This window comes from Haloferax elongans ATCC BAA-1513 (genome assembly GCF_000336755.1).
GTDB lineage: Archaea > Halobacteriota > Halobacteria > Halobacteriales > Haloferacaceae > Haloferax > Haloferax elongans.
The window spans coordinates 78997-99175 of sequence record NZ_AOLK01000018.1; the positions used below are offsets into that span (position 1 = coordinate 78997).

Consider the following 20179-nt stretch of genomic DNA (forward strand, 5'->3'; position numbering starts at 1 on the left):
GAGTCAGGCGTCCTGTCCCGCCGTGAACCACGCCAACGCCTCGTCGATGTCGTGAGTCGGCGCGGAGCAGGTGAAGTTCTCGCAGGCGTAGACGGTCGGTTCGCCACCGTCTGCTTCGCGGGCGGCCCAGATGGGCGGTGCCTCGTCCAATTCGAGTTCGTCGAGCCACGCGTCCAGTTCGTCGTCGGTGGCTGGCCGGGGGGCGACGACGAGTCCCGGCAGGTAACGCGAGGCGAGCGTCTCCCGCCACTCGGCGGGTATCTCGTCGGCTGCGATGGTGAGTTCTGGAACTCCACTGGCGGCTTTCTCGGCCGCGAGCGCGAGCGAGACGTGTTCGAGCGGGCTGCCGCGGATGCGGTTCGCGTGGGTTTCGAGGACGGCGTCGGCGGCCTCGCCGAAGCCAGCGTCGGGCGCGAAGTGTTCGAGGTCGAGGAACAGCGAGGTGGCGACGCCGAGACTCGACGGCGTGGACTGGTCGGTGGCTTCCTGCGGGCGCGTTACGAGAGCTTCGCCGCTTTCGGGCGTGAAGTAGAGCGTCCCGGCCGCGTCGTCGTAGAACTCGCGGTGAATCGCCCGGCCGAGGTCCAGCGCAAAGGCGAGTGGTTCGACGTCGCCGGTGGCCTGATACAGGTCGAACGCGCCGCGGGCGAGGAAGGCGTAGTCTTCGAGGTAGCCGTCGCCTTTGACCTCGCCGTTCATCACGCGCCGCGAGAGGTGTTCCGCATCCGCGTCCCAGAGATGCTCGCGAATGAAGTCGAGCGCGCGGCGAGCGTCGTCGGCGAGCGAGTCGTCTTCGAGGGCGACTGCGCCCTGCGCGAACGCTGAAATCATCAGGCCGTTCCAGCCAGCGATGATTTTCTCGTCGCGGGCGGGGCGCTCTCTGCCCGAGCGAGCGGCGAAGAGGGCTTTCCGAGCCTCTGCGAGTTTGTCCTCGACCTCGTCTTCCGAGAGGTCGTACTCCTCGGCGAGGTCGGAGACGGTCGCCGAGACGTTCAGCACCGTCGTCTTGTTCTCGAAGTTGCCGCCGGGCGTGATGCCGTAGCGGTCACAGAAGAGGTCGGCTTCGAGTTCGGGAAGGAGACTACGAACCTCGTCGGGTGTCCAGACGTAGAACGTCCCTTCCTCGCCGCCGGACTGGGCGTCGAGCGTGGCGAAGAAGCCGCCGTCGTCGTGGGAGAGTTCTCTGCGGACGAATTCGAAGGTCTCGACCGCAACGTCGGCGTATGCCTCGGTTCCGGTAAGTCGGTAGGTGTCGAGATAGCGAGGAACGAGTCCCGCCTGGTCGTACAGCATCTTCTCGAAGTGCGGGACAGTCCAGTCTTTGTCCACGCAGTAGCGGTGGAAGCCGCCGCCGAGGTGGTCGCGCAGGCCGCCGTTTGCCATCGCGTCGAGCGATTCGACCGCAACGTCGAGAGCTTCGCGGCGACCGGTGATTGCATAGCCTCGAAGGAGCGAGTCGATGCGGCCGGGTTGCGGGAACTTCGGGCCGCCGCCGAAGCCGCCGTCGTCGCGGTCGGCAGCGCGAAGGGCCGCCTGAACCGTCTGGTCGAGAATCTCCGAACCGGGTGCTTCGCCCGGCGTGTCGGGTGTGTCTTCGAGTTGGTCGTGGATAGCGCTGGTCCACTGCTGGGCGCGGTTTTCTATCTCGTCGCGGTCGGTCTGCCACGACTCGGCGAAGCTTTCGACGAGGTCTCGGAATCCGGGCGCACCGCGTCGGGGTTCCGGCGGGAAGTACGTCCCGACGAAGAACGGTTTGCCCTGTGGAGTGAGCCAGACCGAAAGCGGCCACCCGCCGCCGCCGGTGACGAGCTGGCAGATAGTCTGGTAGATGCGGTCGAGGTCGGGTCGCTCCTCGCGGTCAACCTTGACGGGGACGAAGTGTTCGTTGAGCGTCTCGGCGATGTCGGGGTCCGAGAAGCTCTCGTCGGCCATGACGTGACACCAGTGACACGCCGAGTAGCCGATAGAGAGGAAGATGGGTTTATCCGCTTCGCGGGCGGCTTCGAGCGCCGTCTCGTCCCACGGTTGCCAGTTGACGGGGTTGTCCGCGTGCTGGCGAAGATAGGGACTCTGTTCGTCGTCGAGTCGGTTGCGTCCCACCGGGTCGGTCATGTCTCGAAGTCGGGACCCCGTGAACTAAAGCGGCGTGGAGACGGCCGATTGCAACGCGTCTCCCCGAGTCCGCAAGAGAGTGAGACATCAGCACTCAATAACCACAATCATGCATATTTCATTGTAGTAGAAGAGCAATCTTTACACTCCCGTGCGCAGGGTATGCGAGTATGAGCGAGACCGTCCTGCTGGTCGGTGGCGGCGGCCGCGAGCACGCGATTGCCCGCGCGCTGGCCCCCGACTGCGACCTGTACGCCTGTGCGAGCAACCGAAACCCCGGTATCGCGGAGTTGGCCGCGGAGTTCGAAACCATCTCCGAGACGGCCGCCGACGACATCGTCGCCTACGCCGAGTCCGTGGACGCGACGCTGGCAATCGTCGGCCCGGAAGCGGGACTCGCCGCGGGCGTCGCCGACGCGCTCGACGAGGCGGGTATCTACACCTTCGGCCCGCAGGCGGCCGAGGCCCGCATCGAGACGGACAAGGCGTTCCAGCGACGGTTCATGCGCGACGAGGACATTCCGGGGAACCCGGACTTCGCCACCTTCGACGACATGGAAGCCGCCTGCGACTACATCGACGAGTACGACGGCGATCTCGCGGTCAAGCCCGCCGGGCTGACCGGCGGTAAGGGCGTGAAAGTCATCGGCGACCAGGTGACGCCCGAGGAAGCCAAGGCGTACCTCCGCGACTCCGACTACGAGCGCGTGGTCCTCGAAGAGCGCCTCGTCGGCGAGGAGTTCACCATTCAGGCGTTCGTTGCCAACGGCGAGTTCCGCGTCACGCCCGCCGTGCAGGACCACAAGCGCGCCTACGAGGGCGACGAAGGCCCGAACACCGGCGGCATGGGCAGTTACACCGACGTGACGCCATCGCTCCCGTTCATGGAAGACGGTGACTACGAGGCCGCAGTCGAGGTCATCGAAGCCGTCGTGGACGCGCTGCCCGACTACAAGGGAATCCTCTACGGTCAGTTCATGCTCACCACCGAGGGACCGAAGGTCATCGAATTCAACGCCCGCTTCGGCGACCCGGAAGCGATGAACACGCTTCCGGTCCTCGAAACACCGTTCCTCGACGTGCTCGTCGCGGCGCGTGAAGGCGAGTCGCTTCCGGAACTCGACTTCGCCGACCAGGCGACCGTCTGCAAGTATGCTGTCCCCGAGGGCTACCCGACCGACCCGAAGGCGGGCGCGAAGATAGAAGTCGAGGTGGACGAGGACGCCGGTGCGCTCCTCTACTACGCGAGCGTCGACGCCCGCGACGACGGCCTGTACACGACGACCTCTCGGTCGTTCGCCGTCGTCGGCGTCGCAGACAGTATCTCCGGTGCGGAAGAACTCGCCGAGGACGCTCTCGCCGCCGCTGGCGACGGCTTCCACATTCGCCACGACATCGGTACCGAGGCGCTCGTCCAGCAGCGCATCGACCACATGGCCGACCTCCGCGACGAATAACAGCCCAGCAGGCCGGGACGAGAACGGCCCAGTAGGCTGCGGCGGGTGACACCCCAGCAGCCCCGCGATTTTTCCGACGGACGACGGTGCCACTTTTACCATTGCCACCGAACCGACTGGCGTGACCGACGACGACACCCCTCGACACGACCGCATCGACCACCATCCAACACCCGGACCGCTGAACTCGCTGCAGTACTGGACCGACGCGAAGCCAGTCTGGCGGGTGATGCTCAACTACGTGTTCGTTCTCGTCGCCCGCATCGCCCCATCACTTCGGATTCGAAACTGGGCGCTCCGGCAAATCGGCGTCACGGTCGGAACGGGCGTCTCGTGGGGATTAGAGGCGACACCGGACGTGTTCTGGCCGGAGTTAGTGACTGTCGAAGACCACGCGATAATCGGCTACGACTCAGTCATCCTCTGTCACGAGTTCCTGCAAGACGAGTACCGAACCGGCGAGGTGGTCGTCGGCGAACGGGCGATGATTGGTGCAAAAGCGACGATTCTCCCCGGTGTCGAAATCGGCGAGGGCGCGCAGGTGGCCGCGAACTCACTTGTGACGCGCGACGTGCCGCCCGGTGTGACCGTGGCGGGCGTTCCGGCGCGACCGATGTCGGAGGGAACGAACCGAGCGGACGAAGCGAACGAACCAAACGACGAGTAACCCTGCGAGCAGCGGTCACTCGGTCGGGTCTTCGTCTGCGACTTCGAGGCGAAGACAGAAGACCGCGCCTTCGTCGTCGTTGTCCTCGACCCAGATGTCGCCGTTGTACGACGAGATGACACTGTCGGCGAAAAAGAGGCTGATACCCGTGCCATGGTGGAGTTGGTCGTACTCTTCGCGGCCGAAGATGAGGTCACGCTGGTCTTCGGGGACGCCCGGACCGTTGTCGGCGACACGAACCACGACGTCGTCGCCGTCGCGTTCGACCCCGACTTCGACGGTCGCGGTCTCCTTGTCGTTGTGTTCGACGGCGTTTTCGAGGAGACATTCGAGTGCTTCACCGAGCAAGTCGTCGCCGACGACCGAGAGCGTCGGAACCTCGCCGAACTCGAACTCCGCATCAGTGAACTCTATCATGGCATCGACGACTGCATTTTGGAGGACCACGTCGAGTCGAACCGGTCTATTCGACGAGCCGTGAGATCGTTCAAGTAGGTCTCGAAGGTTACGGGCACGCTCCGATTTGTGGACGATATCGAGCACCCGGTCTTGGACCAGTCGGAGCTCTTTGAGTGCCTGTTCGTCTTCGACTCGGTCTTCGATTTGCTGTGTATAGCCGTAGATGACGTTCAACTCGTTACGCAAGTCGTGTCGCAAAAGGCGGTTGAGGACCTCGGACGTGCTCTCGTACTGCTGTTGCTTCGTGTTGTCGAGAAAGAGCGCCAGAAACCCTCTGACCTCGTCGTCGACGACGATTGGAGTGGCGAACCCGTTTCCGTAGATGACACGGTCGTCGCGTCTGCAGACGACGAACTCACCGGACCACGTCTCCCCGGCGGCGAGTTCCTCGACGATTTGGTGGTACGTCTCGGTATCGCCGGCGATGATGCCGACCGACTCCCCGACGATTTCGTCGTACTCGTAGCCGAGGAGGTCGAGTCCGGCAGTGTTGATATCCCGGAACATGAAGTTCGTGTCCGTAATCAGCATCGGAACGCCCGTGCTGTGAAAGACTTCGTGATACAGCCCCGGATTGTGGTCCACCATGCTGTTCCTGCGATACGATTGCCCCACCAATACTTATTATCAGCGGTGGTTCAGATGGTGAAAATAATGTCACCTGTCTCTCAGGTCGAAGATAGCCTGATAGTACGTGGCGACGATATCGAGAGCCGAACCGACTTCCTGATGGACGTCTCGGCGCGCCCACTCGTCGTGGCGTTCTGCGCCAGCGACGAAGTACTGGGCGAGCGTCTCGATGGTGTCCGTATCTGCTGCTGGAACCATGCAAGCGAGTTTGATGCGGTGCGCACGACGAGCGGCAGCACGCCATCCCTCGCGTTTCTGTCCGTGCATCCGCCAAAAACGGACGTGAAGCGTGGCGTACTCGGGGTCAATACCCACCTCATCACACGCCGCTTCGAGGAGTCGCTCGCAGTCTGCCCACCGAGCGTCGTCGTCGATACTGGTCTGGACCATCGCCTCCACGTCGGAGACGAAGACGTCGTCGGGAACCTCGTGGGTAAAACACTGAGTGAACGACTCCTGATTCTCGATTTCGTCCTGCACGAAGAGCGCACGCATGAATAACTCGCCTGCTCGGTCCGCCCTCGCCGCTGGAGCGTCCGGGAATTCGAAGCGGAACGCCCGAGACATGTGTGCTTCGGCGCTCTCGGCGGCCGCTCGCGCCGCATCGAACTCGCAGTTAGAGAGATGCGTCTCGCGGAGGTCCTGATGGTAAAACCCCAAAAGGACGGACTCAGCCGCGTCGAGAGCGCGGGTCGTTGGAGGCGACGCATCGAGAGTCGGCAGTTCTGTCATCATCGAATTCAGGGATTCCGATATGACTGAATCGGCGGTACCGCTCTAAACTGTTGTGGTGCTGAAATGAAACGACAATCCGCCGACGAAATTAGTCAAAAACGCCGAGGGAGCGTTACCTGATGCGTCCGACGCCCGTGTCGAAGACGCGGGCGTTCGGCACGATGTATTCCTCATCTTCGGACTCGATGCGCGTGACGAAGACGTCGAACTCTTGGACGACACCGCGAACGTCGCCGACGACGATTTCGTCACCGATGGTGTAGGGCTGTGAAAACAGCAGATACGTCCCGGCCGCACCGGACCGAAGGAGGTCACGGAACGCGACGGCGCTGAGGACGATGAGACCCAGCAGGTACCCACCGAGGAGGACGACGAGAGCGAGCGTCGCGACGCCGACCTGCGAGAGTGCCACCAGTGCCGCGAGGAAGAAGATGGTGTACTTCGCGAGCGACGGCAGGATGTTCACCTGTGGGAGTTTCACGCCGCGGAACCGCTCGGCGACGAGGAGTTCCACCTTATCGCCGACGACGATGCCGATGATAAGGACGATGATGGCGATGAACAGCTGCGGGAGGATGGCGATGACGAGGTTCCAAAACCTGTCTGCGTAGTTAACACCCGCAAAGGAGAGTGCGGCGAAGATGGTGACGCCGAGGAGGAAATACCGCGTCAACCACGAGAGGATTTCGACGGTCGAAGTCTCGAAGTCGCGGGCGGTCCGTTCGAACGCCGTGCCCTCGATGGCGTCGGGAAGGCCGACGCGAACCAGGAGTCGCTGGACGGCTGTCCCGGTCGCGTAGGCCAAGATGAGCCCGACAAAGAGGACAGCCAGCACGCCGATGAATCGCAGGCCGACCAACTCGACAATTCGTGTGACGATGGTATCGGCCGGTTGGAGTGGGAGGGGCGCGACGAACCCCGTCATTTCAGTAATCCTCCGGGTCGATTTCGAGAATCATCTTGCCACCCTTGAACGCGCGAACTAGTCCGTCAGACTCCGAGAGGACGATTGCAGTCGCGTTCGTGTCGCGGGTGATTGCGCCGCCAGCCATGTGGCGCGCGCCGAGGCCTTTCGGGATGTCCACGCCCTCGGCGGAGGGTTCGAGATAGCGGTAGGCGGAGACGATTTTCCCCGAGTCGGAGATGACGAACGCGCCGTCGAGACGCGAGAACTCCTTGAGCATGACGTTCACGATGGGGTCGCCGACGTAGACGTGGGACTTCTCGAAGGGGTTGTACGAAAGCGGGCGGGACTTGTTCATCACGTTCCCCGCGTCGCCGACGATGAACAGCGCGCCGACGGGTTCGCCCTTCTGTCCTTTCTTTCCGAGTTCGATAGCGACCTCGAACACGTCACGGATGACGCCGGGGTCCGCGCGGGAGTTGGCGAACAAGTCGTAGATGCCCGAGCGCATGTTCTCTTCGACGCGAACGCGGACCACCGAGTCGGGGTCGCCGCCGAAGATGCCGACGTTGCACGCGATGTCGTCACCCGCCTCAACGATGCTCTGTTCCATCGCACCCTCGACCCCGAATCGGATGCGGTCTTTCACATTTTGGAATTGGAGCGGGAGTTCGACGAACGGCTCGGCCTCGACTGTGTTCTCCGGGGCGATGACGACCGTCGGGACATCGAGGTCGTCGAACCGCTCGTAATGCGAGTGGCTCGGCGTGAAGAGAAACAGCCCGTCGACATCCGACACGAGGTCGTCCAATATTTCGGATAGCGCCACCATTGGTGGAGACACACGCCGGGTGAGAAAAAGGGTTGTGTCGTGTCTGACGCTTGTCGTGCGCCCGGCCGACGCTATTTCACTGATTGAGAATTGGGGCGCGAAGCGCTTCTACTTCCTCGAGAATCGCTGCCCGATTCGACTCGGAGACACCATTGTCTCGGAGGGCCACTTCGAGGTGGTTGGCGATGGCGTCGAAATCGTCGCCCGTGAGGCCGAGGTGCGCGTGTGCTTCGCGCATGTCTTCGCCGTCGTACTCGACTGGCCCACCGGCGACGGCGCTGATGAACTGCACCTGGTGAGCGTGTTGCTTCGCCATGTCCGTGTCGTCGAAGTAGTGGGCGACAGACTCGTCGGCGAGCACGCGGTCGTAGAAGTCCGATACGACTGCGTCGACGGCCTCGTGGCCACCGATTTCACTGTAGAGGGACTGGTCTTGCATCCATCGGTGGGTTGTCCATCGCACCAGTAAGTTTGACTCCGAACAAATTCGGGGTGCTTTTGAGTAATGACGAAAACAGGTATTTAAATGATGATTGGTATCATACCACATATTTGGCTGTAGGTGATTCAGAATTCGGAATTCCAGTTCGGGTGTGCACGCGTCGCTGCTGGCGACAGTGTTCAGTCCCGGACGTCGTCACTACCGGGGAGTCGGCGGACAACCTTCTCCCATCTGTCTTTGGCCGCCTGTCCGGGGTCTGCAAAGGGGTCGTAGGTGATATCCTCCGCAGTACCGAGGTGGCTACCTCCATCGCTTCCGGTCGCCCGCCGCCACATCCCGAACACCACCGCGAGAGTGATGGCTCCGAATAAGAGTCCTAACACGACGTTGGCCGAACTATCGAGCGGGAACACGACGAAGCCGAGGGCCAGCAGAACCGCGACCAGTTGGGACACATACAGCACGAGAATGAGCGGGTTACCCGAAATCTCGAATGTCCGGCCCATCGTTCGTTTCAGTCGATGGACGACAGACGAATGAGTTTTGGCACCATCGGTCGCCGGGTGTCGTCGACTTCGGTCCGATAACGAGGAACGAAGCGGGAAGCTCGTCCCTATGTCGAAGTTCTCCCGCTTCACGAGGATGGGCGTGCGGGTCGGTGATAGTCCTGTTGGCAGATGAGCCACGAGTTTCGCCCTCGCTGTCGCTCACGGCGTCGCCGTTCGTGGTGTTCAGACAGAAAATGCGCGGGACAGGGTTCGAACCACGGTCACAACTCTCCGAGTTGCTCCCTGATTCGAATCCTTTGGCGCGCAGACACGTCTCTCACGGTGTTCGAGACGGTATGCGCGGGACAGGGTTCGAACCTGCGAAGGTCTATACCACAGCGTCCTAAGCGCTGCGCCTTTGGCCACTTGGCTACCCGCGCGCATCTTCGAGTAACTCCATCCGGCCTATCAAGTTGTCGTTCGCCGTCGGGGTTATGTACGCCCGGCCGCAACGCCGAGTATGTACAGCGCCCGAGACCAACGAGACAACGAAGAGTGGCTGGCCAACATCGACGCCGCGGCCGACAGTCTCGAACTCGGTAGCGAAGCCCGGTCGTTCGCCTCGGACCTGTTTCTCTCGCAACTCCCCGACGAAGACCGCTCGAAGAACGCCGTCGCCGCGGCGAGCCTCTACGCCGGGGCGCTCATCGCTGGCGACGAACGCTCCCAAAGCGCTGTCGCCGACGCGATGGACGTGTCGCGACTCAGTATCCAACAGCGGTGGAAAGACCTCCTCCGCGACGCCGGGTTCCGGCCGCCGAGTTGGTGAAGCGATAAGACAGCGCGCCGTGCTCGACCCCCGGCAGCACGACTCAGTCCGTCTTCTCTACGACGGGAGCCACTTTCCGCGTGGGAATCGCATAGGCGACGGCCACGCCGACAACGCCAGCGACGAGACCGGTGGGAATGCCGACGAAAAGCGAGAAGGCAATCCATCGGGACGCGACTTCCGTGACGCCGATGCCGACCACGAAAGCCGAGATGAGGCCGACCGCGAAGCTGGCGAAAAGCGGGTGACGCATGGATGACACTACGAAAGGGTGGCAGAAAACGTCTCTGTTGAAACCAACCTTGTCAGACAGCGCTACTGCAACATGCAGCACGAGGATATAGCAAGCACGTGCCAGTCTACTCGACTTCGATTTGGGTTCGGTTCGTGAGAAACGCGCGAATTGTGCTGTTGAAGAACTCCGGGTTATCCCACGGAGATGCATGGCCTGCGTCGGGGACTTCCTGGACGGTCAAGTCAGGTATTCGGGCAGAGAGTACCGGCACATGGCGGCTGATTACGGAGGGTTCGTGTTCGCCGTAGAGAACGAGCGTCGGGACGGTAATCGAGGTGAGGTCGATATCGGTAGTGTGGAAGCCGGCGGCTGCCTTGAGGGAATTTACGGCATCGACAGTCTCCATATCCGGGAAGCCCTCGGGTCGGAGACTTGTCGTCTGGTCCCGCTCTAGTTTCCGTCCAAACCACAGCAGAATCCCCTTCGCGCGGTTGTACCCCACAAGTCGAATGAGTCCCGCCATGGCGTTCACCAGACTGAATCGCTCGATGCGGTCGCGCCAACCGAGGAACGCTGGGGAGAAGGTGTCGGCGAGCACGAGGGCACGAAGCTGATTCGGATACCGGCTTGCGTAAACTTGCGCGACCATCCCGCCCATCGAGACCCCACAGAGAACCGGGTTCTCAAGACCCAGTTCGGTGATGAACGCGTGGAGGTCCGCTGCCAACAAGTCGATTGAATACGGTTCGTGCTTCGGGTTTGCGGTGCTTCCGTGACCCCGAAGGTCGTATGCAGTGGCAGAGTACGCGTCGCTGAACGCCGCTAACTGTCGTACTGCTGCTGAGTGGTCGGCCAGTGCGCCGTGGATGAAGATGATAGGTGGACCAGTTCCACGCACCTCGTAGAAGGTCTCGATGTCGTTCGTCTGAACGGTCGGCATCCCCCTAGCAATAGACTAGCACACGAGATGAAGTTGCCGTCGGAAGCCACGACAAGAGCCGCAGGCCGCCAGAATTCCACGATATCCGTTCCGTTACAGAAGTGCACCGAGAAAACTATTCGTCGGTGCTTGGTGGGGTTCGGCCGCGGCCCTCTCGGTCGGGTGTGAGGTTCCCGTGGCGGTCGATTTCGCCCATGACGATTCGGGTCGAAGAGATACGTTCGCCGTCATCGGCGGGGAGGTGGTCGACGACCTCGATTTGGAGGGGCTTCAGTCCGCGTTCTTCACGAATCTCGTTGACCTTCTCGCCGCCCTCGCGGGTCTCAGGTGAGACGATGAGAACGTCGAATCCGGGTTCGGTTGCGATGCCGGTGGGAACGTCCAGTTGTCGAACCTCGAACTCGCGGCCGTGCTCCTCGGCCAGTGGTTCGAGTTCGGCTTCGAGGTCCGCCTTCCGGTCTTCGAACGGCCGAACGTAGCGGTCGACGTGGCGGGTCTTCGGCGCGAGTTCGTCACTCGTGAGTCCAACCGTAACGTCGCCCAACTCGAACGCGCGCTCGAAGAGCGCGAGGTGTCCATCGTGGACAGGGTCGAACGTCCCGCCCAGCGCGACGTGCATACACTCGGGGTAGAGGCCCCGCAACTTAAGCGGGTCGGGTTACTGGAGTGAAATTTGCTGGAGTTTACGCACGACGGGAGGAGAGTGCGTGACTTACTCTTCGCGGACGGTAATCGAGACTGGCTCGGTCTCGTCAGAGCAGTCGGCACCGAGACGGCGGTCGATGTTGAACACCGCGTTCAGTTGCTCTTGGACCTGTCCGACGGCACCATGCACGAGTTCGCTCGGTGGGATGGCGACGTACTCGTAGGGGTTGTTCCCCGCGCCGGAGTTCTTTCGCTTTCGTCGGTCGACCGTCTCGTCGTCGGCGAGTTCGGCGAGTGCCTCGCGGACGGTACTCGGGTAGAGACCGGTTCCTTCGGCAACCTCTTCGCTCGTCGAGTGGGGGTTCTTCCGGAGGTACACGTAGATGCGCGCCCGCGTTTCCGTGTCGAGAATCCACGCGAGTAGGTCCACCAACCCGTCGTCGAATTCGGAGACAGCACGGTCCGCCGCGCTGTCGTCCTGTTTCTCGTCCGTCGACTCTGCGTGCTTCCCGGTGGGCTGATTCGCAGGCATTTGTGCTACGGAAAAGGACAAAACACAGGCGGTAAAAAATGTTTCTCGTCAGACCCGCCGTTTGGACCCTCCACCCGTAGAATTTCGGCTATTCGAGAGTGAGATACTCACACAGAGCGTCGAGTCCTTCTTCGGCGTGGATACGCCGCTGAATCTCGGTCCCGGACTCGGCATCGAGAAGGTTTCTGAGGGCTGAGGTACCGAGGCGGTCGGATTCGGACGCGACGAACGATTCGAGAGAGACGACGCCCTCGCCGTCGGGCGCGATAAAGCTCGCGTCGCGGCCGTAGCGCGTGGCTCGCCACTTGTTCTCGTCGAGGAGTTCACGACGGATGTCGTGGCCGTCTTCGCCGGACTCGTATCGGTCCGCGAGGTCCATGACGAGCGCGTGAACGTACTCGACGAAGTCCGCAACTCGGTCGGGGTCGGTCTGGGCATCCGGGGTGCGAATCTCCACCGAGCCGTGGCCGGTGTGGGGGCGCACGTCGTACCAGAGTTCGCCTCTGTCGTCGATAGAGCCGTGTTCGACCATCCGGCGCTCGAACGTCTGGAAGTCCGCGAAGTCGTCGAACGCAGTCGGCATTCCCGTGTTCGGGAGGTTCTCGAAAATCTTGGCCCGCGCCGAGGCGAGGCCGGTGTCGAAGCCGTTCCAGAAAGGTGAGTTCGCAGAGAGCGCCAAGAGCGGGGCGATATACCAGCGGAGTTCGTTGGCAATCCAGATGGCCTTGTCAGCGTCGTCGACGCCGACGTGGACGTGCAGGCCAGCGGTCGTGTTTCGGTGCTGTGGATACTGGATTCGGTCGAGTTGTGCCTGATACCGCGGCTTCGTCGCGTGGTCGAGTTCGCGCCACTTCGCCGCCGGGTGGAGGCCCGCCGCGGCGATGCGGTAGCCCTGATTCGACGCGTGTTCGACGAGCGCCTCGCGGACTGTCGTTATCGCGTCGGCAGCCTCCGCGGGGTCCTCGATAAGTGGCGTCTGTGTCTCGATAGTGAACTGAAACAACTCGTGGTCGATGCGGTCGGCGAGCGGCTCCGGCGGTGTCGGACCGTAGACGAGGTCTTCAGTTCCCGACACCGGCCGGCCGTCGGCATCGACGATGTAGAACTCCTCTTCGACACCGAGTGTACCCATCCGTTCGAAGGCGTCCGCCGACCCAAGTTCCATCGAAACGCGGTTAGAGTCGCCGAATTAAAAACGTCGTGGACCCCGGCGAACCGTTCGCCTAACCGCAACCGGTCTGACCACCAGTGAAACGGGCGGTCGTCTCCCTCGGCGGCCTACTTCGGCTGAGCGACGATACCGAGGTGGTCAGCGTGGAATCGGTCCAATTGCGCCGTCTCCAGAATCTCGTACTCGGCTTCGAGGTCCGAAACCACGTCGTCGAACACGTCGTCCGGCTCGGCAGTCACGTCCTCGCTGCGGGCTTTCACGGCCATCAGCAACCGGCCGTCGTCGGCCAAGAATTGCTTGTTGCGGATGGCGACCGTCGCCTGTCCCCGCGTCGCGACGTCCATCACCAGACAGTCTACGTCAGCTTCGACGACATGTGCGTACGACGAGGGGTCGCGCGCGTCCTTCAGAAGCGGGAAGAGATTGTCGCGGTCCTCGGCGACGCCGACGAGGTCGCGGACGGGACGCGGTGCGAACTCGACGGCGTAGGTCGGACCGGCGAAGTCGGCGACGTGCGAGACGGTCGTCCCCGACGCGGCACCGAGGTACAAGACCGTCTCGCCGCCGTCGAGACCGGTATCCATATCGAGTTCGAGCATCGCACCGAGCTTCGACCGCCCGGCGTCCCACGCCCGCCAGCCGTCCGAATCGGTTGGTTCGCCGTACACCGGTTCGCCCTGCGTGGCGAGTCGCTCACGGCCGTCGTAGGTCCGGCGCTCGACGCCCGCTGGAAGGTCGTTGCTCATTCGTCTCCCTCCTCGGCGCGGGCGCGAATCGTCTCGATTCTGTCGGTGAGTTCGGCGTGAACCTCCGGGCGGTAGTCGCCGGAGTAGTGGTCAATTCGGGCAGCGATAGAAAGCTTTCCGGCGAAGGCACGCGCGGCCGAGCCGCGGTCTTCGGGTCTGGTCCCGTTGACATACTCGTGGGTGAAGATGACGCCGTGTTTCGGCGACGACGCGCGGCCGCTCAAGTGCGCGAAGAGGGCGTCTTCGGCACCGAGTACCTGCACGGTTCCGCTGGGTACCTTGGCCAGTTTGTCGAGCCCGCCAGCCAGCGAGATGAGTCGGGCGGCGAGGACTGGACCGGCCATCTCGGCGAGGTTCGGCGCGGCCGACGGGGCGCGTTCTTCGATGAACGCCCGCAGTTCGTCGCGCTCGTCGAGCAGGTCGACCGCACGAGTCGCGTACGAGACGACCCGTTCTTCCGCGGGGGTCGTCGGGTCGCGGTCGGCGATATCGCGGACACCGTCGAGTCCGCGTGGGACGTCCTCGTAGAGCGTTCCCGCCCACTCGACGACGCGCTCGGCGAGTTCGTTGGCGGTTCGCTCGGCGTCGTCCATGGCGCGAACCGCGTGTGTGAGTTGTACGTCGTCTGCACCCTCGCGTTCGGCGACTTCGTCGCTCGCGGCTTCGATAGTCGCCTCCCGGAGACGCTCGTAATACTCGGATTCGTCGGCTACGAACCCGCTTTGGACGGCCTCGGCAGGCCAGTCCGCGGGGGCGTCTGCGCTCCCCTCACGGACCCCTGTCGCTCCTGCAGCGGGGTCATCTGGGTCCACACCGGCGAACCATGCGTCTGTCATGGTGGCGGGTTGTGTCCGGTCCACGTAAAAGGACTCGGACCGAGGGCCGTCCCACTCCTTTGTTCACCCGTGGTAAGGTTTAACACATACCACTTCCAACGAGTATTCGATGGAACGGGCATCGTACGTCTGTCGGAACTGTCGGACAACGGTGAGTGCGTCGTCGTACCGAGCGAACTGTCCGGATTGCGAAGGAGAACTACGGCCCGGGTCGGCGACGAACCGCCACCCAGCAGGTGGGTGAGCGGTCCGCGAACGTCGTCGGACCCGACTGATATCCGCTCGCTTGCAGTAACGACTGACGACCTCGTAACGGCGCTCGAAGCGAACCAGCGAAGCAGCCAAACGGCCGTCCTTCGGGTGACACCGCCGTTTTACGGGCGGATGCGAGCGCGGATTCACCTCGCCGGTGGAGAGGCAAGCGACTACGGAGAGCCATCGCCGCTGCATCTCTCCCCAGAGAACTTTCTCGCCGAAACGGCCCCGCCATACCCAGAGACACACGAGACGCGCCCCGAACCGTACGACGTGGAGACCCACCACGAGCGACACACAGCGGCTGTCTCGGAGTGGCGAACAGCAGTGCGCGACCACCTTCGAGACAGCATTTCGATTCCGACGCAGTCCGGCGCTCACGAAGTCGCGGTGAAGTATCTCGGCTAGCCAGCTTCGTGTGCGTGACAGTCATTCTCGAACGAACCACTTTTTCGATGCCAGCGAGACGGTCAGGACATGAGCACCGACGAGTACCGCCGCGGGCGGGCGGTCGAACGCGAACGTGAGAAGAAGCAACGGGCGGTTCACGGTCGGTATCGCGGTGTACTGCCGGTCATCTACGGCATCGGACTGGTCATCTTCGTCGTCGTCTCGCTCTTTATGGGCCCCGAACCGGCGTTCGCAGTCTATCTCGTCACGCACCTGTTCTACGCTGGGCTCATCCGAGCCGACATCAAGTCACTCCGAAGCCAGGGACTCGACTGGGGATTCTCGCGGCACATCTGGTTCGGTGCGGCCTTCGCGCTCCCGTTTGTCGCACCGGCGTACTACCTCTACAGTCGTCGCGTCATTCGCCGCGAAAACGAGTCGCGTGACGTCGCGGAGTGAGTCGCTGACTCCTCTTGGCCTGACATTTCAGGGTCTCACAGTGTCCAGCCACCGAACTTATACACCACGGCACGGAACGACCGGTGATGAGTACCAAACGTTTCGCAACTGTCGCTGCACTCGCGTTGCTGGTGGTCACAAGCGGGTGTCTCGGTGTCCTGACAGGCGAGGAAGCGCTGAAGTTGTCGTCCGAACCTGCGGCCGCAGACGCGACAGTGGCCGCTGACGCCGGATACAAAACGAACGGCACCCAGACCCTCGAAGTCAACCGCTCGTTTTCTGTCGCCGGACAGGAACGCAAAGTAGTCGCGAGCAACCACGTCACGACCTACGAGAAATCGCTCGACCTCGGGCTCTTCGGTGACGTGAAACTCGGTGTGTTCAGTGTCATCTCCACACCGGCGGTCGAAGTCGCTGGCGAGACGCTGAACCCCATCGGCGACTACTCGAACGACCAGTTAGTCGGACTCATTCAGAGTCGCTACCAGGGTCTCAGTGACGTCGAGCAGGTGAGTTCGCGGAACGTTCAGGTTCTCGGTGAGACGGCCAACGTGACGAAGTACAGCGCCACTGCGCGCGTCAAGGGCCAGACGCTCGACGTCTACGTCCACGTCACCAAGGTCCGCCACAACGACGACTTCATCGTCGCACTCGGCCTCTACCCGCAGCAGCTTGGGGACGAAGAAAGTAATATCCTCGAACTGATGCGCTCTGTCGAACACCCGGCGGAAGCAGAAGGCTGAAACCCCGTTACTGAGCGAGACTTTTTCTCGTCGCCGCCGGTCGGTGTGTCTATGAGTCGCATGCGAAACGTCGGAGTAGCCGTGACGGCCCTCGGGGTGGTCGGCTACGGGAGCGGCGTCTTCGTTCGCGTATCCCGGGCGTGCGTTCTCCCTAACCGCGCTCATGATCGGTATTACACTCTGGGCCATCGGAGGCGACACGTGATATCCGCGCTCGTCTACGGCGATGGCGGCGTGACCACCTACCCGGCCGAAGAGCTGGCTGCGGCCCGCGACGCCGACGGGACGACGTGGGTCCGAGCGACCGCCGAAGCCGACTTCGACCGGGTCGCCGACAAGTTCGGAATTCATCCGCTCTCGGTCGAAGACATCCGCAACGACGCCCGGCCGAAGACCGAAGAGTATCTCGACTACACCTTCGTTCTGGTTCGAATCGCGACGTTACGAAAGGGAGACCAGCCGTTCGAAGAAGAGGTTCTGACCAGACCTGTCGGCCTCTGCTTTGGCGACGACTGGCTCGTCACGTTCACGCGGCGCGAACTCTCCCCAATCGACCACGTGTGGGATGCAATCGAACGCGAAGAACAGCGGATGCTTCGCTTCGGTCCCGACTTCGTCGCGTCTCGTGTCGTCGACCGTATCGTCGACGGGTACTTCGACCTGTTGGACGAGGTCGGCGAAGAGATAGAGACCATCGAGGACGCCGTCTTCGAAGGGACCGACCAATCGGTCTTAGAGGGGTTGAACGCCGTCAGACGCGACCTGCTCTCGTTTCGAAAGACGGTTTGGCCGACTCGCGAAGCGGCCGCAGTGCTCGCTCGCGGCGACCCTGAATTCGTCAGACAGCCGACCGAGAAGTACTACCGCGATGTCTACGACCACCTCGTCGAACTGGTCGACCTCACAGAGACGTACCGTGACCTCGCTCGTGGCACCCGCGAGATGTATCTCAACACGCTCTCGCAGTCGACCAACGAGGTGATGAAGACACTGACCGTGGTTGCGACCATCATCCTCCCGCTCACATTCGTCGTGGGCGTGTACGGCATGAACTTCGACCCTGCCGCGTCTTCGTTCAATATGCCGGAACTCGGCTGGCGATACGGGTACCTCGCCACGATGCTCGGGATGGCCGGGGTCGCAGGCATCCTTCTCGTCTACTTTCGACGGGAGGGATGGCTGTAGTCTGAACGAAAGTATTAACATATTCCGTGGACCGCAGGCCGGTCGCGATTCACGTCCGTTTTGAGCCAACACAACGGCTACCTCGTTCGATTTCTCCTCTCACAACGTAGAAAGATTTAAATACTTTTCGAACTTACTACTGGTAAGGACACGTCCCCCGCCGGAGTATCCTCTTTCGTCTTCTTCATTTCAACCGGCCGAGACGTGTCCGCGCCCTCCGACCCATAATGACTGACACCACCACCCGAACGTACAGCAAAGACGCGACGGCTCGAGACGTAATCGAGCCCGAGCGAGACGAATCGCAGCGAGTAGACGACGAAGAACAGGTCTGCCCCGAATGTGGTGGCAACCTCGTCCAAGACAACGAACACGGCGAGACCGTCTGCGGTGAGTGCGGACTCGTCGTCGAAGACACCGTGGTCGACCGCGGTCCCGAGTGGCGTGCATTCGACGCCGCCGAGCGCGACAGCAAGTCTCGCGTCGGTGCGCCGACAACCAAGATGATGCACGACAAGGGTCTGTCGACCAACATCGGCTGGCAGAACAAGGACGCATACGGGAAGTCCCTGTCGCCGCGGCAGCGCGAGCAGATGCAACGCCTCCGCACGTGGAACGAGCGGTTCCGCACCCGAGACTCCAAGGAACGCAACCTCAAGCAGGCGCTCGGCGAAATCGACCGCATGGCCTCGGCCCTCGGCCTCCCGGAGAACGTCCGTGAGACCGCCTCGGTCATCTACCGCCGCGCCCTCAACGACGACCTGCTCCCCGGCCGCTCCATCGAGGGCGTAGCGACGGCGTCCCTCTACGCCGCCGCCCGCATGGCCGATACCCCACGGTCGCTCGACGAACTGGAGAAGGTCTCCCGAGTCGAGAAGATGGAACTCACGCGGACGTACCGCTACATCGTCCGCGAGCTGAAGCTCGAAATCAAGCCCGCCGACCCCGAGCAGTACGTCCCACGATTCGCCAGCGAACTCGGACTCTCCGACGAAGCAGAGCGACAGGCGCGGGAGCTGCTCCGCGGGGCGAAAGAAACCGGCGTCCACTCCGGGAAGTCCCCGGTCGGACTCGCAGCGGCCGCTGTCTACGCCGCCGCGCTCCTCACCAACGAGAAGGTGACCCAGAGTGAGGTCTCTGAGGTGGCCGACATCTCAGAGGTGACCATCCGCAACCGCTACAAGGAACTGCTCGAGGTCCAAGACAGCAACATGCTCGCCTAAGCGTTCGTGGTGGACCCGGTGGACGAGCTACTTCTTTATTGTGCGAATTCGTAACAAGATTTATCCGCGCTCCCGGAGCATATCGGGGTATGGTCGAAGCATTCGTCCGACTCTTGTGCCCCGAATGTGGAAAGGACTGGGAGACTACTCCGACCGACCTTCCTCCTCACCGTGACAACTTCTCGTGTCAGGGGTGCGGAACGACACGGCGAACTGCGGAATTCATGCGGACGGAGCGTGATCTTCAGACACTCAAGCAGTTCGAGTAAAAGCGCCGCGATCAGGACAGTTTTTAGATATCAGGAATCGCCGAGAGCGCGCCGCACGCATCGCACTTCATCACTTTCGCACCTTGTTCGGTGACGAATCGCGTGTCGGGAGAGCCGCACTCGCTACAGCGAACGAACGACTCTACGTACTCGTCGAGGGCGTCGGCGACGCGGCGCTGTTTGAACGAGCCGGTGAGTCGCGCGCGACCCGCCGCATCTATCTGGGCACTCGTTCCCATTTCAGTCTGGAGGAACTTCAGCACGTGATTCGGCTCTCGCGCCAGCGTGTCGTGTGTGTCTGCGAAGTTCTCGTAGACCGTGGCGTTCCCTTCCTGGCGGACGACCGGGTCCGGGACGGAGAATCGGTCACCTCGCTCGGCAGTGTCCGGCGTCTCAGAGAGCGCCCGGTCGAGGTGGTCTTCGTAGCCCATATCTGACATACTCACAGCGCCGCCTAAAACATTCACGCCAACTGCGCGAGAGAGCGCGCGGTACATATTGGTATAAAGGGCTCCGGAGATTTCGACGGGGTTTTCCGACAGAATCCGAAAACAGGAAACTAATTGGAAGATTATTAACACTTAATTTTGCCTGAAACGCCGATAATCGGGCGTTTAAGAAAGTTGCATGCTAACGTGACTCAAGATAATACTATATCCCTCCGGTTTCAAGCCAGCGTTGCTCATGAAGAAGCAGGAACTCATCCACCTGCACGGCCTGCTCGCCGAGGTACACACGCAGATGGAAGCATGGGAAGATGAAGAGATTGAACTCGTCGAATACAATTCTCTTGGTGTCCGACCGACATCTATCCATAAATCCAAAACTGACCACAAGGCAGCCGTGTTTAAGTTAGCAAAGGGAATCACTGGAGCGATGGAAGCAGCCGAACCGGAACCCGTCGCCCCACAAGCAGACTGAATCGAAGGCAACGACTACGCGTTCTCCTCCACGAAGTTACGACCCACCAGCGAGTGTTCTGTGTCGATAGTGTT

At 62.0% G+C, this 20179-nt stretch carries 25 protein-coding genes and 1 tRNA gene; 10 read left to right on the forward strand and 16 right to left on the reverse strand.

The annotated features are described in order from the left end of the window. Positions 1–3: 3 nt before the first annotated feature. Positions 4–2112 (reverse strand): thioredoxin domain-containing protein, encoded by a 2109-nt coding sequence (locus C453_RS10560; protein ID WP_008324449.1) that lies wholly within the window; start codon positions 2110–2112, stop codon positions 4–6. Positions 2113–2282: 170 nt separating this feature from the next. Between C453_RS10560 and purD the strand changes: the two genes are divergently transcribed. Together purD and C453_RS10570 are read left to right on the forward strand one after the other, a co-directional pair. Continuing rightward, complete coding sequence (purD, locus tag C453_RS10565) at positions 2283–3569, forward strand: phosphoribosylamine--glycine ligase (protein WP_008324450.1); 1287 nt, start codon at positions 2283–2285, stop codon at positions 3567–3569. A 121-nt stretch (positions 3570–3690) separates the two neighbouring features. Beyond that, positions 3691–4236: an acyltransferase gene (locus C453_RS10570; RefSeq protein WP_008324451.1), complete on the forward strand. Its 546-nt coding sequence runs from the start codon at positions 3691–3693 to the stop codon at positions 4234–4236. Positions 4237–4251: 15 nt separating this feature from the next. Here the strand turns inward: C453_RS10570 and C453_RS10575 are convergent, their stop codons facing one another. The 7 genes from C453_RS10575 to C453_RS10605 all read right to left on the reverse strand — a co-directional run bounded on the left by C453_RS10575 (position 4252) and on the right by C453_RS10605 (position 9166). After that, a complete protein-coding gene (locus tag C453_RS10575; RefSeq protein ID WP_008324452.1) occupies positions 4252–5283 on the reverse strand; it encodes a sensor histidine kinase in 1032 nt (343 codons plus the stop codon). Positions 5284–5352: 69 nt separating this feature from the next. Then, positions 5353–6060, reverse strand: coding sequence for a hypothetical protein (locus C453_RS10580; protein ID WP_008324453.1), 708 nt, complete (start codon positions 6058–6060; stop codon positions 5353–5355). Between the two features lie 112 nt (positions 6061–6172). Next, complete coding sequence (locus C453_RS10585) at positions 6173–6985, reverse strand: mechanosensitive ion channel domain-containing protein (RefSeq protein ID WP_008324454.1); 813 nt, start codon at positions 6983–6985, stop codon at positions 6173–6175. Between the two features lies 1 nt (position 6986). Next, on the reverse strand, positions 6987–7796 hold the full coding sequence (gene dacZ / locus C453_RS10590; RefSeq protein ID WP_008324455.1) for a diadenylate cyclase: 810 nt from the start codon (positions 7794–7796) through the stop codon (positions 6987–6989). A 76-nt stretch (positions 7797–7872) separates the two neighbouring features. Then, the gene (locus C453_RS10595) at positions 7873–8235 is read right to left on the reverse strand and encodes a group I truncated hemoglobin (protein WP_008324456.1); all 363 of its coding nucleotides are present in this window, start codon (positions 8233–8235) and stop codon (positions 7873–7875) included. A 182-nt stretch (positions 8236–8417) separates the two neighbouring features. Continuing rightward, complete coding sequence (locus C453_RS10600) at positions 8418–8744, reverse strand: hypothetical protein (RefSeq protein ID WP_008324458.1); 327 nt, start codon at positions 8742–8744, stop codon at positions 8418–8420. 339 nt (positions 8745–9083) lie between these two features. After that, a tRNA-Leu gene (locus C453_RS10605) sits at positions 9084–9166 on the reverse strand. A gap of 80 nt (positions 9167–9246) precedes the next feature. Here C453_RS10605 and C453_RS10610 point away from each other — a divergent pair. Further along, entirely contained in the window at positions 9247–9555 is a 309-nt protein-coding gene (locus C453_RS10610; RefSeq protein WP_007540506.1) for a cyclin family protein, read from the forward strand. Positions 9556–9598: 43 nt separating this feature from the next. Here C453_RS10610 and C453_RS10615 read toward each other — a convergent pair whose 3' ends face one another. From C453_RS10615 to C453_RS10645, 7 genes are all read right to left on the reverse strand, one after another. Continuing rightward, the gene (locus tag C453_RS10615; protein WP_008324459.1) at positions 9599–9808 is read right to left on the reverse strand and encodes a hypothetical protein; all 210 of its coding nucleotides are present in this window, start codon (positions 9806–9808) and stop codon (positions 9599–9601) included. A gap of 106 nt (positions 9809–9914) precedes the next feature. Beyond that, on the reverse strand, positions 9915–10730 hold the full coding sequence (locus C453_RS10620; RefSeq protein WP_008324460.1) for an alpha/beta fold hydrolase: 816 nt from the start codon (positions 10728–10730) through the stop codon (positions 9915–9917). Positions 10731–10845: 115 nt separating this feature from the next. Next, positions 10846–11349 carry a phosphopantetheine adenylyltransferase gene (locus C453_RS10625; RefSeq protein WP_008324461.1) on the reverse strand — a complete coding sequence of 168 codons (504 nt, stop codon included), beginning with the start codon at positions 11347–11349 and terminating at the stop codon, positions 10846–10848. A gap of 93 nt (positions 11350–11442) precedes the next feature. Then, positions 11443–11907: a winged helix-turn-helix domain-containing protein gene (locus tag C453_RS10630; RefSeq protein WP_008324462.1), complete on the reverse strand. Its 465-nt coding sequence runs from the start codon at positions 11905–11907 to the stop codon at positions 11443–11445. A gap of 88 nt (positions 11908–11995) precedes the next feature. Next, positions 11996–13072 (reverse strand): glutamate--cysteine ligase, encoded by a 1077-nt coding sequence (locus C453_RS10635; protein ID WP_008324463.1) that lies wholly within the window; start codon positions 13070–13072, stop codon positions 11996–11998. Between the two features lie 113 nt (positions 13073–13185). Continuing rightward, on the reverse strand, positions 13186–13824 hold the full coding sequence (locus C453_RS10640; protein WP_008324464.1) for a fibrillarin-like rRNA/tRNA 2'-O-methyltransferase: 639 nt from the start codon (positions 13822–13824) through the stop codon (positions 13186–13188). Next, the gene (locus tag C453_RS10645; protein WP_008324465.1) at positions 13821–14660 is read right to left on the reverse strand and encodes an NOP5/NOP56 family protein; all 840 of its coding nucleotides are present in this window, start codon (positions 14658–14660) and stop codon (positions 13821–13823) included. The genes C453_RS10640 and C453_RS10645 overlap by 4 nt, the downstream gene beginning before the upstream one ends. A gap of 240 nt (positions 14661–14900) precedes the next feature. On the opposite strand from C453_RS10645, the gene C453_RS10650 reads away from it, so the two are divergent. The 6 genes from C453_RS10650 to C453_RS10675 all read left to right on the forward strand — a co-directional run bounded on the left by C453_RS10650 (position 14901) and on the right by C453_RS10675 (position 19184). Further along, the gene (locus C453_RS10650) at positions 14901–15323 is read left to right on the forward strand and encodes a hypothetical protein (protein WP_008324466.1); all 423 of its coding nucleotides are present in this window, start codon (positions 14901–14903) and stop codon (positions 15321–15323) included. Positions 15324–15392: 69 nt separating this feature from the next. Further along, positions 15393–15764 (forward strand): hypothetical protein, encoded by a 372-nt coding sequence (locus tag C453_RS10655; protein WP_008324470.1) that lies wholly within the window; start codon positions 15393–15395, stop codon positions 15762–15764. An 86-nt stretch (positions 15765–15850) separates the two neighbouring features. Beyond that, complete coding sequence (locus C453_RS10660; RefSeq protein WP_008324471.1) at positions 15851–16507, forward strand: DUF6517 family protein; 657 nt, start codon at positions 15851–15853, stop codon at positions 16505–16507. A 201-nt stretch (positions 16508–16708) separates the two neighbouring features. After that, entirely contained in the window at positions 16709–17692 is a 984-nt protein-coding gene (gene corA / locus C453_RS10665) for a magnesium/cobalt transporter CorA (protein WP_008324472.1), read from the forward strand. A 227-nt stretch (positions 17693–17919) separates the two neighbouring features. After that, positions 17920–18915: a transcription initiation factor IIB gene (locus C453_RS10670; RefSeq protein ID WP_008324474.1), complete on the forward strand. Its 996-nt coding sequence runs from the start codon at positions 17920–17922 to the stop codon at positions 18913–18915. Between the two features lie 89 nt (positions 18916–19004). Next, a complete protein-coding gene (locus tag C453_RS10675; RefSeq protein ID WP_007540533.1) occupies positions 19005–19184 on the forward strand; it encodes a DUF7836 family putative zinc-binding protein in 180 nt (59 codons plus the stop codon). A 23-nt stretch (positions 19185–19207) separates the two neighbouring features. Here C453_RS10675 and C453_RS10680 read toward each other — a convergent pair whose 3' ends face one another. Continuing rightward, on the reverse strand, positions 19208–19615 hold the full coding sequence (locus C453_RS10680) for a translation initiation factor IF-2 subunit beta (protein WP_008324475.1): 408 nt from the start codon (positions 19613–19615) through the stop codon (positions 19208–19210). A gap of 253 nt (positions 19616–19868) precedes the next feature. Between C453_RS10680 and C453_RS10685 the strand changes: the two genes are divergently transcribed. Beyond that, positions 19869–20105, forward strand: a complete 237-nt coding sequence (locus tag C453_RS10685) for a UPF0058 family protein (protein WP_007540537.1) — start codon at positions 19869–19871, stop codon at positions 20103–20105. Positions 20106–20179: the final 74 nt, after the last annotated feature.

What these genes read in the sequence shown, in the direction of transcription:
- C453_RS10635 (WP_008324463.1), bottom strand. Translation starts at nt 13,072, where the DNA reads ATGGAACTTGGGTCGGCGGACGCCTTCGAACGGATGGGTACACTCGGT.
- C453_RS10685 (WP_007540537.1), top strand. Translation starts at nt 19,869, where the DNA reads ATGAAGAAGCAGGAACTCATCCACCTGCACGGCCTGCTCGCCGAGGTA.
- dacZ (WP_008324455.1), bottom strand. Translation starts at nt 7,796, where the DNA reads ATGGTGGCGCTATCCGAAATATTGGACGACCTCGTGTCGGATGTCGAC.
- C453_RS10560 (WP_008324449.1), bottom strand. Translation starts at nt 2,112, where the DNA reads ATGACCGACCCGGTGGGACGCAACCGACTCGACGACGAACAGAGTCCC.
- C453_RS10580 (WP_008324453.1), bottom strand. Translation starts at nt 6,060, where the DNA reads ATGATGACAGAACTGCCGACTCTCGATGCGTCGCCTCCAACGACCCGC.
- C453_RS10670 (WP_008324474.1), top strand. Translation starts at nt 17,920, where the DNA reads ATGACTGACACCACCACCCGAACGTACAGCAAAGACGCGACGGCTCGA.
- C453_RS10660 (WP_008324471.1), top strand. Translation starts at nt 15,851, where the DNA reads ATGAGTACCAAACGTTTCGCAACTGTCGCTGCACTCGCGTTGCTGGTG.
- C453_RS10630 (WP_008324462.1), bottom strand. Translation starts at nt 11,907, where the DNA reads ATGCCTGCGAATCAGCCCACCGGGAAGCACGCAGAGTCGACGGACGAG.
- C453_RS10600 (WP_008324458.1), bottom strand. Translation starts at nt 8,744, where the DNA reads ATGGGCCGGACATTCGAGATTTCGGGTAACCCGCTCATTCTCGTGCTG.
- C453_RS10620 (WP_008324460.1), bottom strand. Translation starts at nt 10,730, where the DNA reads ATGCCGACCGTTCAGACGAACGACATCGAGACCTTCTACGAGGTGCGT.
- purD (WP_008324450.1), top strand. Translation starts at nt 2,283, where the DNA reads ATGAGCGAGACCGTCCTGCTGGTCGGTGGCGGCGGCCGCGAGCACGCG.
- C453_RS10595 (WP_008324456.1), bottom strand. Translation starts at nt 8,235, where the DNA reads ATGCAAGACCAGTCCCTCTACAGTGAAATCGGTGGCCACGAGGCCGTC.
- C453_RS10615 (WP_008324459.1), bottom strand. Translation starts at nt 9,808, where the DNA reads ATGCGTCACCCGCTTTTCGCCAGCTTCGCGGTCGGCCTCATCTCGGCT.
- C453_RS10640 (WP_008324464.1), bottom strand. Translation starts at nt 13,824, where the DNA reads ATGAGCAACGACCTTCCAGCGGGCGTCGAGCGCCGGACCTACGACGGC.
- C453_RS10675 (WP_007540533.1), top strand. Translation starts at nt 19,005, where the DNA reads ATGGTCGAAGCATTCGTCCGACTCTTGTGCCCCGAATGTGGAAAGGAC.
- C453_RS10645 (WP_008324465.1), bottom strand. Translation starts at nt 14,660, where the DNA reads ATGACAGACGCATGGTTCGCCGGTGTGGACCCAGATGACCCCGCTGCA.
- C453_RS10680 (WP_008324475.1), bottom strand. Translation starts at nt 19,615, where the DNA reads ATGGGCTACGAAGACCACCTCGACCGGGCGCTCTCTGAGACGCCGGAC.
- C453_RS10610 (WP_007540506.1), top strand. Translation starts at nt 9,247, where the DNA reads ATGTACAGCGCCCGAGACCAACGAGACAACGAAGAGTGGCTGGCCAAC.
- C453_RS10655 (WP_008324470.1), top strand. Translation starts at nt 15,393, where the DNA reads ATGAGCACCGACGAGTACCGCCGCGGGCGGGCGGTCGAACGCGAACGT.
- C453_RS10575 (WP_008324452.1), bottom strand. Translation starts at nt 5,283, where the DNA reads ATGGTGGACCACAATCCGGGGCTGTATCACGAAGTCTTTCACAGCACG.
- C453_RS10625 (WP_008324461.1), bottom strand. Translation starts at nt 11,349, where the DNA reads ATGCACGTCGCGCTGGGCGGGACGTTCGACCCTGTCCACGATGGACAC.
- C453_RS10585 (WP_008324454.1), bottom strand. Translation starts at nt 6,985, where the DNA reads ATGACGGGGTTCGTCGCGCCCCTCCCACTCCAACCGGCCGATACCATC.